This window comes from Curtobacterium sp. VKM Ac-2852, assembly GCF_013205045.1.
In the GTDB taxonomy this organism is placed as follows: Bacteria; Actinomycetota; Actinomycetes; order Actinomycetales; family Microbacteriaceae; genus Curtobacterium; species Curtobacterium flaccumfaciens.
In genome coordinates, this window is sequence record NZ_JABMLI010000002.1 from 760,235 (window position 1) to 774,837 (window position 14,603).

General features: G+C 70.5%; 14 protein-coding genes. 3 read left to right on the forward strand and 11 right to left on the reverse strand.

The features are described from left to right. Positions 1-30: 30 nt before the first annotated feature. Positions 31-843 (forward strand): peptidylprolyl isomerase, encoded by an 813-nt coding sequence (locus tag HQQ79_RS10025; RefSeq protein ID WP_138803580.1) that lies wholly within the window; start codon positions 31-33, stop codon positions 841-843. A gap of 113 nt (positions 844-956) precedes the next feature. Continuing rightward, positions 957-2,189: a DUF349 domain-containing protein gene (locus HQQ79_RS10030; RefSeq protein WP_173034022.1), complete on the forward strand. Its 1,233-nt coding sequence runs from the start codon at positions 957-959 to the stop codon at positions 2,187-2,189. A gap of 99 nt (positions 2,190-2,288) precedes the next feature. Here the strand turns inward: HQQ79_RS10030 and HQQ79_RS10035 are convergent, their stop codons facing one another. Genes HQQ79_RS10035 through HQQ79_RS10055 form a run of 5 tightly spaced genes read right to left on the reverse strand, consistent with a single transcriptional unit; the run spans position 2,289 to position 5,554 of the window. Continuing rightward, entirely contained in the window at positions 2,289-3,251 is a 963-nt protein-coding gene (locus HQQ79_RS10035; protein ID WP_111056390.1) for a bifunctional riboflavin kinase/FAD synthetase, read from the reverse strand. Positions 3,252-3,259: 8 nt separating this feature from the next. Further along, entirely contained in the window at positions 3,260-3,715 is a 456-nt protein-coding gene (locus tag HQQ79_RS10040) for a hypothetical protein (RefSeq protein WP_027465756.1), read from the reverse strand. A 45-nt stretch (positions 3,716-3,760) separates the two neighbouring features. Beyond that, entirely contained in the window at positions 3,761-4,126 is a 366-nt protein-coding gene (locus HQQ79_RS10045) for a hypothetical protein (RefSeq protein ID WP_071244774.1), read from the reverse strand. Continuing rightward, a complete protein-coding gene (truB, locus tag HQQ79_RS10050) occupies positions 4,123-5,085 on the reverse strand; it encodes a tRNA pseudouridine(55) synthase TruB (RefSeq protein ID WP_071244775.1) in 963 nt (320 codons plus the stop codon). Before truB ends, HQQ79_RS10045 begins: the two co-directional genes overlap by 4 nt. A 22-nt stretch (positions 5,086-5,107) precedes the next feature. Next, positions 5,108-5,554, reverse strand: a complete 447-nt coding sequence (locus HQQ79_RS10055; protein ID WP_051596740.1) for a hypothetical protein — start codon at positions 5,552-5,554, stop codon at positions 5,108-5,110. A 124-nt stretch (positions 5,555-5,678) separates the two neighbouring features. On the opposite strand from HQQ79_RS10055, the gene HQQ79_RS10060 reads away from it, so the two are divergent. After that, the gene (locus HQQ79_RS10060) at positions 5,679-6,533 is read left to right on the forward strand and encodes an A/G-specific adenine glycosylase (RefSeq protein WP_173034352.1); all 855 of its coding nucleotides are present in this window, start codon (positions 5,679-5,681) and stop codon (positions 6,531-6,533) included. On the opposite strand, the gene rbfA is transcribed toward HQQ79_RS10060, so the two are convergent. The 6 genes from rbfA to ispG all read right to left on the reverse strand — a co-directional run bounded on the left by rbfA (position 6,530) and on the right by ispG (position 14,568). After that, positions 6,530-7,003: a 30S ribosome-binding factor RbfA gene (gene rbfA, locus HQQ79_RS10065; RefSeq protein ID WP_071244776.1), complete on the reverse strand. Its 474-nt coding sequence runs from the start codon at positions 7,001-7,003 to the stop codon at positions 6,530-6,532. The two genes, HQQ79_RS10060 and rbfA, sit on opposite strands and share 4 nt — an antisense overlap. Positions 7,004-7,116: 113 nt before the next feature. Continuing rightward, positions 7,117-9,966 carry a translation initiation factor IF-2 gene (gene infB / locus HQQ79_RS10070; RefSeq protein ID WP_173034024.1) on the reverse strand — a complete coding sequence of 950 codons (2,850 nt, stop codon included), beginning with the start codon at positions 9,964-9,966 and terminating at the stop codon, positions 7,117-7,119. A 74-nt stretch (positions 9,967-10,040) separates the two neighbouring features. After that, positions 10,041-10,352, reverse strand: coding sequence for a YlxR family protein (locus HQQ79_RS10075; protein ID WP_031259737.1), 312 nt, complete (start codon positions 10,350-10,352; stop codon positions 10,041-10,043). 68 nt (positions 10,353-10,420) lie between these two features. Continuing rightward, positions 10,421-11,416 carry a transcription termination factor NusA gene (gene nusA / locus HQQ79_RS10080; protein ID WP_027465762.1) on the reverse strand — a complete coding sequence of 332 codons (996 nt, stop codon included), beginning with the start codon at positions 11,414-11,416 and terminating at the stop codon, positions 10,421-10,423. Positions 11,417-11,619: 203 nt separating this feature from the next. Further along, positions 11,620-13,371, reverse strand: a complete 1,752-nt coding sequence (locus tag HQQ79_RS10085; RefSeq protein ID WP_173034026.1) for a proline--tRNA ligase — start codon at positions 13,369-13,371, stop codon at positions 11,620-11,622. Positions 13,372-13,413: 42 nt separating this feature from the next. After that, entirely contained in the window at positions 13,414-14,568 is a 1,155-nt protein-coding gene (gene ispG / locus HQQ79_RS10090) for a flavodoxin-dependent (E)-4-hydroxy-3-methylbut-2-enyl-diphosphate synthase (protein ID WP_173034028.1), read from the reverse strand. Between the last annotated feature and the right edge of the window lie 35 nt (positions 14,569-14,603).

The window sequence follows — 14,603 nt, forward strand, 5'->3', positions numbered from 1 at the left end:
CACACTGCGACGAGAGGGCAGACCAGCACCGTGGCACCGAAGAACCCAGCGCGTGACAACCGTGAGGCGCGCGAGCGCCTCCGCCTCTACCAGGCCCGCCAGGGCCTCCACGAGCGGCAGCGACGCCGCCGCGTGCGGGACAACCTGATCGGCGCCGGTGCCCTCGTCCTCGTCGCGGCCCTCGCCACCGGGTCGCAGCTCGCCTTCGCCGGATCGCGGGGGTCGGACGCCCCGGCCCCGAGCGCCTCCGCGTCTTCGACGGCCACGCCGTCGGCCAGTGCCACGGCCGGCAACACCGGCGACGTGCCGAGCAAGTCGATCGCGAAGGGCGCGACCTGGACCGGCACCCTCACGCTCAACAAGGACATCGACCTCGGCATCGAGCTGGACGGCGCGAAGGCGCCGCAGGCCACGAGTGCCGAGATCTCGTTGATCCGTGAGCAGTTCTACAACGGCACCACCTGCCACCGGCTCGCCGACAGCGACGGACTGAAGTTCCTGCAGTGCGGCTCCGCGAACGGCGACGGCACCGGCGACGCCGGCTTCGAGTACGGCCCGCTCGAGAACGTGCCGGAGGACGGCGTCTACGAGAAGGGCACGATCGCGATCGCACGGTCGGACTCCCCGTACTCGCAGTCGACGCAGTTCTTCATCGTCTACGGGGACACCACGCTCGACGGCTCGACTGGCGGCTACACGGTCGTCGGCAAGGTCACGAGCGGGCTGTCCGAGCTCGAGTCGAAGATCGCCGCGAAGGGCATCGCGTCGCCCGGCAGCGACGGCACCGGCGAGCCGAAGGTGGCGACGAAGATCACCGACGCGACCATCGCGGAGCAGAAGTAGTCCACAACCCGTCGCACCGGTCGGGCGGCGGAGCCCGTCCGTGCAATAGGCTGACGACCTGACCGTGCCGACGGTGACGTCGGCGATGCACGACCACGATCGAGGCGAGACCTGTGGGATCTGACGAAGCAACGACCTGGGGGCGGGTCGACGAGAACGGGACCGTGTACGTCCGGTACGAAGAGACCGAACGTGCTGTCGGTGAGTACCCGGACGCCACCCCCGAAGAAGCCCTCGCCTACTTCGCGCGGAAGTACGCCGACCTCGAGGGGCAGGTGAAGATCGCCGAGCAGCGCGTCCAGCGCGGTGCGTCGGCGAACGACGTCGCCCGGACGGTCGAGCACCTGACCGCCCTGGTCGCCGACGCGCGCGTGGTGGGTGACATCAAGTCGCTCGAGACCCGCGTGGGTGCTCTCACCGAGCAGCTCGGCTCGCTCACCAAGGAGCAGGCGGAACAGGCGCAGCAGGCGCTGCAGGACGCCCTGGCGCACCGCACCGCCCTGGTCGAGGAAGCCGAGGCACTCGCCGCGGTGGACCCCGCACGCGCACAGTGGAAGCAGATCACGGCGCAGCTCGACGACGTGTTCGCGCGCTGGCAGCAGCACCAGCACGACGGGCCGCGGATCCCCAAGAACGAGGCCAACGACCTCTGGAAGCGGTTCCGCGCAGCGCGGTCCACCGTCGACCAGCACCGTCGTGCGTTCTACTCCGAGCTGGACGCACAGCACCGTGACGCCCGGACCCGCAAGCAGGAGCTCGTGGCGCAGGCCGAGGCCCTCGCACCCCGCGGCTCCGATGCGATCCCGGACTACCGCCAGCTCCTCGACGACTGGAAGAACGCCGGGCGTGCCGGCAAGCGGCACGACGACGCACTCTGGGCGCGCTTCAAGGCCGCCGGAGACGTGCTGTTCGAGCAGCGCCACGCCGAGAGCGCAGCCGAGAACGAAGAGTTCTCCGCCAACCTCGAGGCGAAGCAGGCCCTGCTGACCGAGGCCGAGCCGCTCCTGCAGGCGACCGACCGGGTCGCCGCGCGCAAGACCCTCACCGGCATCCAGCGCCGCTGGGACGAGATCGGCAAGGTGCCCCGCGGTGACGTCCGTCGGGTCGAGGACCGCCTGCGTGCCATCGAGGACCACGTCCGTGGGCTCGAGGACGCGCACTGGAAGGAATCGAACCCGGAGCGCAAGGCCCGTCAGAACGGCCTCGCGAGCCAGCTGGAAGACGCGATCGGCAAGCTCCAGTCCGAGCTCGCCGCGGCGCAGGCCACCGGCGACGCCCGGAAGATCAAGGACGCGCAGGAAGCCCTCGACGCCCGCAAGATCTGGCTCGACGCCCTGGGCGGCTGAGCCTCCGCACCACGAACGACGCCCCCGTGACCGAACGGTCACGGGGGCGTCGTCATACCAGGGGCACCAGCGGGCGAACCAGGCCAGCGTGCCGGCAGGTCAGACCGGAGCGGGCAGTCCGAGCAGCAGTCGGATGTCGAGGTCGTCCTGCCGCATCTGCGCGGCGAGCTCGTCCATCGACGAGAACTTCACCATGCCGCGCACGTACGACACGAACAGCACCGAGATCCGATCGCCGTACAGGTCGATGTCGACATCGAGCAGGTGCGCCTCGATCTGCTTCGCCGGCACGCCCTCGAACGTCGGGTTGTTGCCGACCGACACCGCTGCCGGGTAGACGGTGCCGTCGTGCAGCACCCGGGCGGCGTAGACGCCGTCGGCGGGGACGAAGCCCTCGCACGCCGGGTCGAGGTTCGCGGTGGGGTACCCCATCGCCCGGCCGCGCTGGTTGCCGTGCACCACGACGCTCCGCACGGCGTGCTCCCGCCCGAGGAGTCGTGCGGCCTCGGCCACGCGACCCTGGCCCAGGAGCTCCCGGATCCAGGTGGAGGACACCCGGCGCTCACCGTCGGGTCGGACGTCGTCGATCAGGTCCACGTCGTCGATGAGCTCGACCGTGAACCCGTGCTGCTCCCCGAGGGCACGAAGCAGCGCGACGTCGCCGGCACCCTTCGCGCCGAAGCGGAAGTCGCTGCCGACGAAGACGAGCCGGGCGTGCAGGGTGTCGACGAGGATCTCGGACACGAACGCCTCGGGCGACTTCGACTGCAGTTCCTGGTCGAAGCGGAGCAGCAGGGTGGCGTCGACCCCGGCGTCCTCGAGCAGTTCGCGGCGCTGCGCGGTGCTCGTCAGGGCCGGCGGGACGTGCGGCGGGTCGATGACGTTGAGCGGGTGGCGGTCGAACGTGACCACGGTGGCCACGAGGTCGTGCTCGCGGGCGGCACGCTCGAGGTGTGCGATGACGGCACGGTGCCCGACGTGCACGCCGTCGAACTTGCCGATGGTGACCGCACTCGGCCCGAACCCGTCCGCCACGTCGGCGGTGTCCTCGTAGAACTGCACCGTGGCTCCTACTCGCTCGCCGGGGCGGTGGACGAGGACGCAGCAGGTGCCGTCGACTCGGTGACGGCGGTGCGGTGGTGCTTGCGGAGCCACCAGAGCCCGGCGATCGGCAGGACGAGCGGCGCGAAGGCGTAGCCCATGCCGTAGTACGACCAGATGGTGTCGTCGGGGAACAGCTGGCGGTCGAACAGCGACAGGGTGCCGATGACGAGCACGCCGGTCATCTCGAACACGATCGTGACGCAGGCGACCCGGTACCAGAACCGGCCGGGCACGATGAGGGCGATCATCGCGACGATGTAGACGACGGCGGCGATGGCACTGAGCGTGTAGGCGAACGGTGCGAACGAGAACTTCTCGATGATCTGCACGACGCTGCGTCCGGTCGCCGCCAGCGCGAGGATGCCGTACACGGCGATGAGGACGCGGCCGATGCCGGTCGCGAGTGAGGATCTGGTCGCCATTGCACCGATTCTACCGACGCGCGGCTCCGCGCATGACCTCCGGCGTCAGTTCAGCGCGAACCAGATCTGGTACATCCGGTAGACCATCACCGCGACGGTGAACGCACCGGCGCCGAGCACCACGGTGCTCCACTTCGTGCGGTCGATCAGGGCCCACACGACCGCGGCCGGTGGGACGAGCAGCACCGACACGGCGTACACCCCGAACTCGAGCGCGTTGCCGTCGGGCGGGCTGCCCGTCGCCGGCAGCACGATCGAGATGACGCCCTGCACCAGGAGCAGCAGTTCGATGAGCACGAGGGCGCCGACGGTGTAGTCGTTCGGCTTCCAGCCGATGAACCCCACGACGACCGCGAAGAGCCCCACGACCACGGCGAGCACCAGCTGCACCCACATGTACCACTCGATCACGCGCGGGCTCCGGTCTGCGAGGAGGACGACGCACCGGGCGTCGGGAAGTTCGTGATGACCCGGAGCAGTCCGCGGCGGACGGAGACGAGGCCGACCAGCCGGTCGTCGGACGCCGTGACCGCTGCCACCGGACCGTCCGAGTCGGGGTGCTCGGCCGCGACGCGCTTGCCGTCGGTGAGGTCCTTCGCCGAGGCTGCGTCGAGGGTCACGGACGAGAAGAGTCGCCGGGCGATGTCCGCCGGACGCGCGAGCGCGGCGCGGACGTCGACGGCGTCGTCCTCGAGGTCGATGGCGTCCTGCACGTCGAACGGTCCGACGCGGGTCCGCCGGAGCGCGACGAGGTGCGCCCCGGTGCCGAGGGCAGCGCCGACGTCACGGGCGAGCGCGCGGACGTAGGTGCCCGACGAGCAGGTCACGACGACGTCGAGGTCCACCACGGCGACGTCGGTGCCGTCGACGGCGACGGTCCGCTCGTTCCGGGTCGTCACGTCGAACTGCGAGACGGTCACCGTGCGGGACTTGAGCTCCACCGCCTCGCCCTTGCGCGCCAGGTCGTAGGCGCGGCGCCCGTCGACCTTGATCGCACTGACCGTGGACGGGACCTGGTCGATCACGCCCCGCTGTGCTGCGACGGCGGTCTCGACGGCGTCGTCCGAGACGTCGGCAGCGGCCACACCGACAGCAGCGGTCGGCGTGCCGTCGGCGTCGTCGGAGTCCGTCGAGACACCGAGCCGAATGGTCGCCGTGTAGGTCTTGTCGAGGCCCACCAGGTGCGTCAGCAGCCGGGTGGACGGCCCGATGCCGAGCAGCAGCAGCCCGGTGGCCATGGGGTCGAGGGTCCCGGCGTGGCCGACCTTCTTCAGGCCGAGGCGCCGACGGGCGATGGAGACCACCCGGTGGCTGGAGATCCCCTGCGGTTTGTCGACGAGGAGGATGCCGTCCGGCGCGGTTTCGAGCACCAGGCGAGATTACCAGCGCCGGTCAGCAGGCGTCGTTCCACTCGCGGCGAGGGTGCTCGGGATCGGTGACGTCCAGCACGGCGGAGGCCGCGATCTTCACGTCGGCGCGGCGCTCGAGCCGGCCGGACTCCTGCTCCACCCACAGCGACCAGCGCCACAGGGTGCGCACCCCGGGGGCCAGGACGCCCCGTCCGTGCACGATCAGGACACCGTCACCGGCTCCGGTCGTGCGGAAGGGCGTCACCAGGTCGGACCGCAGCGTGTCCTGGTCGGCGGACGGCGCGGCGGCCGCCATCGCGGAGACCCCGTGCTGCTCGAAACCGGTGACGAGCGCGGCCGCGACCCGTTCGAGGTCGGTGCCGTCCTGCCCGTCGACGCCGATGACGGTGCGGTTCGTGCCGACCTGCGCAATCGCCTCTGCGGCGATCGCAGCCATCGTGTCGGTCTCTTCGGGTGCCCAGCGTGCCATGCGTCCACCGTAGGCTGTCGAGGTGAACGCGAGTCGGGCCTCCAGACCGGATGTGGACAAACCGACCGCGCGACGCGGTGTGCAGGAGCCGGCCACGCCGGAACGGCCCGACATCGCGACCCCGCTGATCGCGTGGTTCCGGCAGCAGGCGCGGGACCTGCCGTGGCGCCGCCCCGGCTTCCCCGCGTGGGGGACGCTCGTCAGCGAGATCATGCTGCAGCAGACGCAGGTCGCGCGCGTGATCCCCCGTCTGGAGGCGTGGCTCACCCGGTGGCCGACGCCTCGCGACCTCGCGGACTCGCCGCCGTCCGAGGCGGTGCGCGCCTGGGACCGGCTCGGCTACCCGAGGCGCGCGCTCGCGCTCCACGCGGCGGCGACCGCGATCGCGACCCACCACGGCAACGTCGTGCCGCGCGACGTCGACGCGCTGCTCGCACTGCCGGGCATCGGCGACTACACCGCGCGGGCCGTCGCGGTCTTCGCATACGGCGACCGGCACCCGGTCGTGGACGTCAACGTGCGCCGTGTGCTCGCTCGTGCGGTCCTCGGCCAGGGCGAACCCGGGCCGGCGAAGGCGAAGCAGGACCTCCCGCTGATGGAGTCCGTGCTGCCGGCGGACCGCGACGACGCAGCCGCCACGAACGCGGCTGTGATGGAGCTCGGCGCGCTCGTGTGCGTGTCCCGCTCCCCCGCGTGCGATGCGTGCCCGATCGCGGACCGCTGCGCGTGGCGTGCGGCCGGGTACCCGGAGCACGACGGGCCGCGGGCTCCGCGGCAGGCGAGGTTCGCCGGCAGTGACCGCCAGGTGCGTGGCCTGATCATGGCCGAGCTGCGCGCCAGCGACGTGCCGGTCTCCCGGTCCGAGATCGAACCGGTGTGGCCGGACGCCGACCAGCGCGACCGGGCGCTCGCGTCGCTCCTGCGTGACGGACTGGCCGTCGGGGACGACGCGAGCGGCTACCAGCTGCCCGGGATCTAGGAACGCGGCTCGGCGGAGCCGTCGGTCTCGGCGGCGTCGTCGGTGTCGTCGTCCTCGTCGCGCTTGTACGGGTCGGCGTCGCCGGCGTACGTCGCGCCGACCGAAGCTGCCCGCACCTGCTCGTCACGCACCTGGGCCTGCACGAGCAGGTCCTCCATGTGCGCCGAGGTCTCGGGCAGGGCGTCGGCGATGAACTCGAGCGAGGGCGTGAGCCGGGCGGTGATGTTCTTGCCGACCTCGGACCGGAGCATGCCGGTCGCGGCCTTGAGCGCCGCGGCGGAGTCCGCACGCTCCTCGTCGGTGCCGTACACGGTGTAGAAGATCGACGCGTGCTGCAGGTCACCGGTCACACGGACGTCGGTGATCGTGACGAATCCGAGTCGCGGGTCCCGCAGACCCTTGTCGAGTCGACGTGCGACGACTTCCTTGATGCGGTCCGCCATCTTGCGTGCGCGCTGCGGATCGGCCATTGGGTGCCTCCTGAGGCAGTGGCGGGACGCTTCCCGCCGGTGGTCCTGCGTGGGAAAGGGGTCGGGCCCCGGCCTCCCACACGGGGAGGCCGGGGCCCAGAGGAGTCACGCGATCAGTCGCGCGGCTTCTCGACGAGTTCGGTCGTCTCGACCTCGTCGCCGATCTGGATGTCGTTGAACTTGCCCAGACCGATACCGGCTTCGAAGTCCGTGCGGACCTCGGTCACGTCGTCCTTGAAGCGACGCAGCGACTCGATGGCCAGGCCATCGGCGATCACCACACCTTCGCGGATGACGCGCGCCTTGGCGTTGCGCGTGATCGTGCCGGAGCGGACGATGACACCCGCGATGTTGCCGAACTTCGAGGAACGGAACACCTCGCGGATCTCGGCGACGCCCGACTGGACCTCTTCGTACTCGGGCTTGAGCATGCCCTTGAGGGACTGCTCGATGTCGTCGAGTGCGTTGTAGATGACCGAGTAGAAGCGCACGTCGATGCCTTCACGCGCCGCACGTTCACGGGCCTTGACGTCCGGACGGACGTTGAAGCCGATGACGATGGCGTTGTCGATCGTGGCGAGGTCGATGTCCGACTCCGTGATCGCACCGACACCGCGGTGCAGGATGCGGAGCTGGACGCTGTCGTCGACCTCGATGTCCAGGAGCGACTGCTCGAGCGCCTCGACGGCACCGGAGACGTCACCCTTGATGATGAGGTTGAGCGACTCGACCTTGCCCTCTTCGAGCGCACGGGTGAAGTCCTCGAGCGAGATGCGCTTGCGCGACTTCGCCAACAGGGCGTTGCGCTCGGCGGCTTCACGCTTCTCGGCGATCTGACGAGCCGTGCGGTCTTCTTCGGTGACGAGGAAGGTGTCACCGGCGCGGGGTACCGAGGACAGACCCTGCACCTGGACCGGGCGGCTCGGCGTCGCGGCCTTGACCGCGACCCCGTTCTCGTCCGTCATCGCACGGACTCGGCCGTAGGCCGTGCCCGCCACGATGGCGTCACCGACGTGGAGCGTGCCGGACTGGATGAGGACCGTGGCGACTGCACCGCGACCCTTGTCGAGCCGGGCCTCGATCGCGACACCACGGGCGTCCTTGTCGGGGTTCGCACGCAGGTCGAGACCGGCGTCCGCGGTGAGCAGCACGGCGTCCAGGAGCTCCTGGATGCCGATGTTCTGCCGCGCCGACACGTCGACGAACATGACGTCGCCGCCATACTCCTCGGCCACCAGGTTGTACTCGGTGAGCTGCTGGCGGACCTTGGCGGGGTTCGCGCCTTCCTTGTCGATCTTGTTGACCGCGACGACGATCGGCACACCGGCCGACTGCGCGTGGTTCAACGCCTCGATGGTCTGCGGCATGATGCCGTCGTCCGCCGCGACCACGAGGATCGCGATGTCCGTCACCTGGGCACCACGAGCACGCATGGCCGTGAAGGCCTCGTGACCCGGGGTGTCGATGAAGGTGATCGGGCGGTCGATGCCCTCGTGCTGCGCGACGATCTGGTACGCACCGATGTGCTGGGTGATGCCACCGGCCTCGCCCTCGACGACCTTCGAGTTGCGGATCGCGTCGAGGAGGCGGGTCTTACCGTGGTCGACGTGACCCATGACGGTGACCACCGGCGGCCGCTGCTGCAGCACGTCGTCGTCTTCGTCCTCGAGTTCTGCGTCGAGGTCGATGTCGAAGCCCTCGAGGAGCTCCTTGTCCTCGTCCTCGGGCGAGACGATCTGGATCTTGTAGCCCAGCTCGTCACCGAGGACCTCGAACGTGGCCTCGTCCAGCGACTCGGTCGCGGTCGCCATCTCACCGAGGTGGAACAGCACCGTCACGAGGTTGCCGGGCATGGCGTCGATCTTGTCCGCGAAGTCCGAGATGCTCGCACCACGACGGAGTCGGACGACCGTGTTGCCGTCGCCGCGAGGGACCTGCACACCGCCGAGCGACGGTGCCTGACGCATCTCGTACTCGGCGCGCTTCGTCCGCTTCGACTTGCGGGCACGGCTCTTGCCGCCACCGCGACCGAACGCACCGGCGGTACCACCACCGGGGCCACGACCACGGCCACCGCCACCGGCGGGACGCGGGCCGCTGAAGGCCGGACGCGGGAAGCCGCCACCGGCACCGCCGCCGGCACCCGGACGGGCACCGGGGCCGCCACGGCCGCCACCCTGGCCCGGGCGCTGCCCGAAGCCGTTGGGACGGTTGCCCTGACCGGGGCCACCCGGACGCGGAGCACCCGGACGGGGCGTTCCCGGACGCGGGGGCTGCGGACGCGGGATGCCACCGCCACCGGCTGCGCCGGCGGCCGGGCGCTGGCCCATGCCCTGGTTGGACGAGTACGGGTTGTTGCCGGGGCGCGGCGGGCGCGAGCCCATGCCCTGGTTCGACGAGTACGGGTTGTTGCCCGGACGTGCACCGGGCTTGGGGCCACCCGGCTTCGGACCGGCGGCCGCGGGAGCCTTCGGGCTGGTGCCCGGCTTCACGGCGTCGGACTTCGGCGCCGCGTCGGTCGTCCCGCCAGCCTCGGCGGCCTGCTTCTCAGCGGCCTGCTTCTCGGCGCGGGCCTTCTGCGCGGCCTCGGCCTCGGCCTGTCGCTGGGCGACGGACTTCGGAGCGGCCGGCGCGGGCACGTCGGCAGCGAGTGCTGCCGGGGCCTCGGGCTCGGGAGCCGGTGCCGGACGAGCCGGACCCGGACGGGGGCCGCCGGGCTTGGGTGCGCTCGACTTCGGCGCGCTGGCCTTGGCGGGTGCGCTCGGCGCGGAGGCCGAGGCGGCGGGCTTCGCCGCGGGGGCGCCGTCTGCCTGGAGGGCGGCACGGAGCTTCCGTGCCACGGGGGGCTCGATGCTCGAGCTGGCACCCCGGACGAACTCGCCGAGCTCCTTGAGCTTCTCGAGTGCGGTCTTGCTGTCGACGCCGAGTTCGCTTGCGATCTCGTGTACGCGTGGTTTAGCCACTGTTCTCCTTCACGGGTCCCACCCCGTGAAGGGGCAGGACTCAATGGATGACGGGTCTCATTTCGAGCCGCTCATCAGTTGTCCATAAGCCGTTCAGCCTGTTCTGTCATGTCCGGGCGCTCGGCCGGTTCCTGTGGGAGACCGACGATGTGGTCGAGCACCGCGGACGTGTCGGGATCGCGATCCAACCGGAGCGCACGGCGGAAAGCCCTGCGCTTGACGGCCAGATCGTAGGCATCGACGGTCGGTGTGAGCCATGCTCCCCGCCCCGGCATGACTGCCTTCGGATCCGCCACGACACGACCGTCGCTCAGGGCGACGACTCGGAGGAGGGAGGATCGGGAAGCGCGACGACGACTGCCGATGCACGTTCTGACGGGAACCACTCTACTCCTTGCCTCGGACGTGCGCGATCCGGCGCGCCCTCGCAGGGCGCGCCGGGAGCGAAATCGTCCTAGTCCTCGCCGTCCAGGATGGAGTCCGGCTGGATGTCGATGCGGGCACCGGTGAGCTTCGCGGCGAGGCGGGCGTTCTGCCCTTCCTTGCCGATCGCGAGCGACAGCTGGTAGTCCGGCACGAGCGCGCGGACGGCCTTCGTCGAGGCGTCGAGCACGAACGCGCTCGTCACCTTGGCGGGCGACAGGGCGCTCGCGACGAACGACGCCAGGTCGGACGAGTAGTCGACGATGTCGATCTTCTCGGCACCGAGCTCGTTCGTGACGGCCCGGACACGTGCGCCGAGCTCACCGATGCAGGCACCCTTCGCGTTCACACCGGGCTCGTTCGCCTTGACGGCGATCTTCGTGCGGTGTCCGGCCTCGCGGGCGAGCGAGGTGATCTCGACGACACCGGACGCGATCTCCGGGACCTCGAGCGCGAAGAGCTTGCGGACCAGGCCCGGGTGCGTGCGCGACACGATGATCTGCGGGCCCTTGTTGCCACGGGCCACGCTCGTCACGTAGACGCGGATGCGGGAGCCATGCGTGTAGGACTCCCCCGGCACCTGCTCTTCGGGCGGCAGGATCGCCTCGATCGTGCCGAGGTCGACGTGCACCATCTTCGGGTTCGGGCCCTGCTGGACCACGCCCGCGACGATGTCGCCTTCCTTGCCGCGGAACTCGCCGAGGATCTTGTCGTCGCCGATGTCGCGCAGGCGCTGGTTGATGACCTGCTTCGCCGCGAAGGCCGCGATGCGACCGAAGTCGCTCGGCTGGTCGACGGCTTCACCGATGACGGTGCCCTCGTCGTCGAGCTCGGGGACGTAGACGCTGACCTCGCCGGACTTGCGGTCGAGCTCCACACGCGACTGCGCGTGGGCCGGCTCGCCGTTCTCGTCGGCGTGCTTCTGGTAGGCGGTCAGGATGGCAGATTCGATGATCTGGACGAGCTCGTCGAACGGGATCTCCCGCTCGCGCTCCATGAGTCGCAGGACTGCGAGATCGATCTTCACCGAGGTGCCTCCGTATTCAGATGAGTCGCTCCTGCGGGGTGGAACTGCGCAGAAGTCGGCCACAAGCGTACCCCAGAACCAGGAGACGGACAGGAGGCCCGTGGCGGCGTCGCACCCCTCCCTCGCAGGCTCGGTCGGCGCGCCCCGCGTGACGCTGGCGCGTCACCGCTGAGCGGGGCGCGCCCGTCCGTCAGGGGTCGCGTCTAGATCGCGCGGACCGCGTCGAGCAGGTCGACCACCGGCACGTCGCGGCGGTCGCCGGTCGCGCGGTCCCACAGCTCGACGACGCCCTCGGCGGCGCCGCGGCCGGCGACGACGACGATCGGCATGCCGAGCAGCTCGGCATCGCGGAGCTTCACGCCGGGCGACACCTTCGGGCGGTCGTCGTACAGCACGTCGAACCGCTCGCCCTCGAGCTCGGCGACGACGGAGGCCGCCAGCTCGTAGGCGACCTGGTCACGGCCGGTGGCGACGATGTGCACGTCGAACGGCGCGACGTTCTTCGGCCAGACCAGGCCCTTCTCGTCGTTGTGGGACTCGGCCAGGATCGCGAGGATGCGGGTCACGCCGATGCCGTACGAGCCCATCGTGACCGTGGCGAGCTTGCCGTTCTCGTCCTGCACCTTGAGACCGAGCGCCTCGGCGTACTTCCGACCGAGCTGGAACACGTGCCCGATCTCCATGCCGCGCGCGGTCTCGAGCGGGCCGGAGCCGTCCGGGGACGGGTCACCGGCGCGGACGTCGGAGACCTCGACGACACCGTCGGCCACGAAGTCACGGCCGGCGACGAGGCCGGAGACGTGCACGCCGCGCTCGTTGGCGCCGGTGATCCAGCTCGTGCCGTCGACCACACGGGGGTCGACGAAGTAGCGGAGGCCGGTGGCGCTGTCGGCACCGAGGACCTGCGGGCCGATGTAGCCCTTCACCAGGCCGCGGTGCTTCTTGAAGTCGTCGTCGCCGGCGGCCTCGACCTCGGCCGGGGCGAACGACACCTCGGCGCGCTTCAGGTCGACGTCACGGTCACCGGGCAGGCCGACGACCACGACCTCGCGTGTGCCGTCGAGGTGGGTGAGCGCGAGGACGACGTTCTTCAGCGTGTCGGCCGCGGTCCACGGGGCGCCCTCGCGCGGCGCCACCTGGTTCGCGTGGGCGACGAGCGTGTCGATCGTCGGGGTGTCCGACGCCGGCAGCAGCACGGGCTCGGGCTGACCCTCGATCGGCAGCGACTCGGGGACGGGGGTGACGTAGGCCTCGACGTTGGCCGCGTAGCCGCCGGCGCTGCGGACGAAGGTGTCCTCGCCGACGCCGATCGGGTGCAGGAACTCCTCGGACTTGGAGCCGCCCATCGCGCCGGCGTCGGCCTTGACGATGACGTAGTCGAGGCCGAGGCGGGCGAAGATCTTCTCGTACGCGTCGCGCATGACCTGGTAGCTGCGCTCGAGGCCCTCGTCGGTGAGGTCGAACGAGTACGCGTCCTTCATGGTGAACTCGCGGCCGCGCAGGAGTCCGGCGCGGGGGCGGGCCTCGTCGCGGTACTTGTCCTGGATCTGGAACAGGGTGACCGGCAGGTCCTTGTACGACGAGTACAGGTCCTTCACCAGGAGCGCGAACATCTCCTCGTGCGTGGGCGCGAGCAGGTAGTCGGAGCCCTTGCGGTCCTGCAGGCGGAACATGCCGTCGCCGTACTCGGTCCAGCGGTTCGTCGCCTCGTACGGCTCACGCGGCAGCAGCGCCGGCAGCAGGACCTCCTGCGCGCCGGCGGCGACCATCTCGTCGCGGATGATCGCCTCGATCTTGGCGCGCACCCGGAGTCCGAGCGGCAGCCAGGCGAAGATCCCCGGGGACTGGCGACGGACGTACCCGGCGCGGACGAGCAGCTTGTGGCTCGTCACCTCGGCGTCGGAGGGGTCGTCGCGGAGCGTACGGAGGAACAGATGCGAAAGCCGTGTGACCACGGGGCAAGCCTAGTGGCGGCGGGCAGGGAGCGGTGGTCGCGCCTACGGCGCCATGATCACCTGGGGCGTGCCCGTGGCGGCGGCCGGACCCATCTCGTCCGCGATGCGGTTCGCCTCGTCGATGAGCGTCTGGACGATCTCGGCCTCGGGCACGGTCTTGACGACCTGGCCCTTGACGAAGATCTGCCCCTTGCCGTTGCCCGAGGCGACACCGAGGTCGGCCTCGCGCGCCTCGCCCGGGCCGTTCACGACGCAGCCCATGACGGCGACGCGGAGCGGGACGGTCATGCCCTCGAGCCCCTTCGTGACGTCGTTCGCGAGCTGGTAGACGTCCACCTGCGCGCGACCGCAGCTCGGGCAGGAGACGATCTCGAGCTTGCGCTCGCGCAGGTTGAGCGACTGCAGGATCTGCAGGCCGACCTTGACCTCTTGCGCGGGCGGGGCGGAGAGCGACACGCGGATGGTGTCGCCGATGCCCTCGGCCAGCAGGATGCCGAACGCGGTGGCGCTCTTGATGGTGCCCTGGAACTCCGGGCCGGCCTCGGTCACGCCGAGGTGCAGCGGCCAGTCACCGGCGGCGGCGAGCTGCCGGTAGGCCTTGACCATCACGATCGGGTCGTTGTGCTTGACCGAGATCTTGAAGTCGTGGAAGTCGTGCTCCTCGAACAGGGAGGCTTCCCACACGGCGGACTCGACCAGCGCCTCGGGGGTGGCCTTGCCGTACTTCTGCAGCAGGCTCGGCTCGAGCGATCCCGCGTTCACGCCGATGCGGAGCGAGACGCCGGCGTCCTTGGCGGCCTTCGCGATCGCGCCGACCTGGTCGTCGAACTTGCGGATGTTGCCCGGGTTGACGCGGACGGCCGCACAGCCGGCATCGATCGCCTGGAAGACGTACTTCGGCTGGAAGTGGATGTCGGCGATCACGGGGATCTGCGACTTCTTCGCGATGATCGCCAGCGCGTCGGCGTCGTCCTGCGTGGGCACGGCGACCCGGACGATGTCGCAGCCCGAGGCCGTCAGTTCGGCGATCTGCTGCAGCGTCGCGTTGATGTTGGTGGTCTGCGTCGTGGTCATCGACTGCACGGACACCGGGGCGTCGCCGCCCACGAGCACCTTGCCGACCCGGATCTGCCGCGACTTGCGACGCGGAGCGAGGGTTTCGGGGGACTTGGGCATACCGAGGTTGACTGCGGGCACGTGAGCACTCTACGCGCTCGGTCTGACCGTGCCGG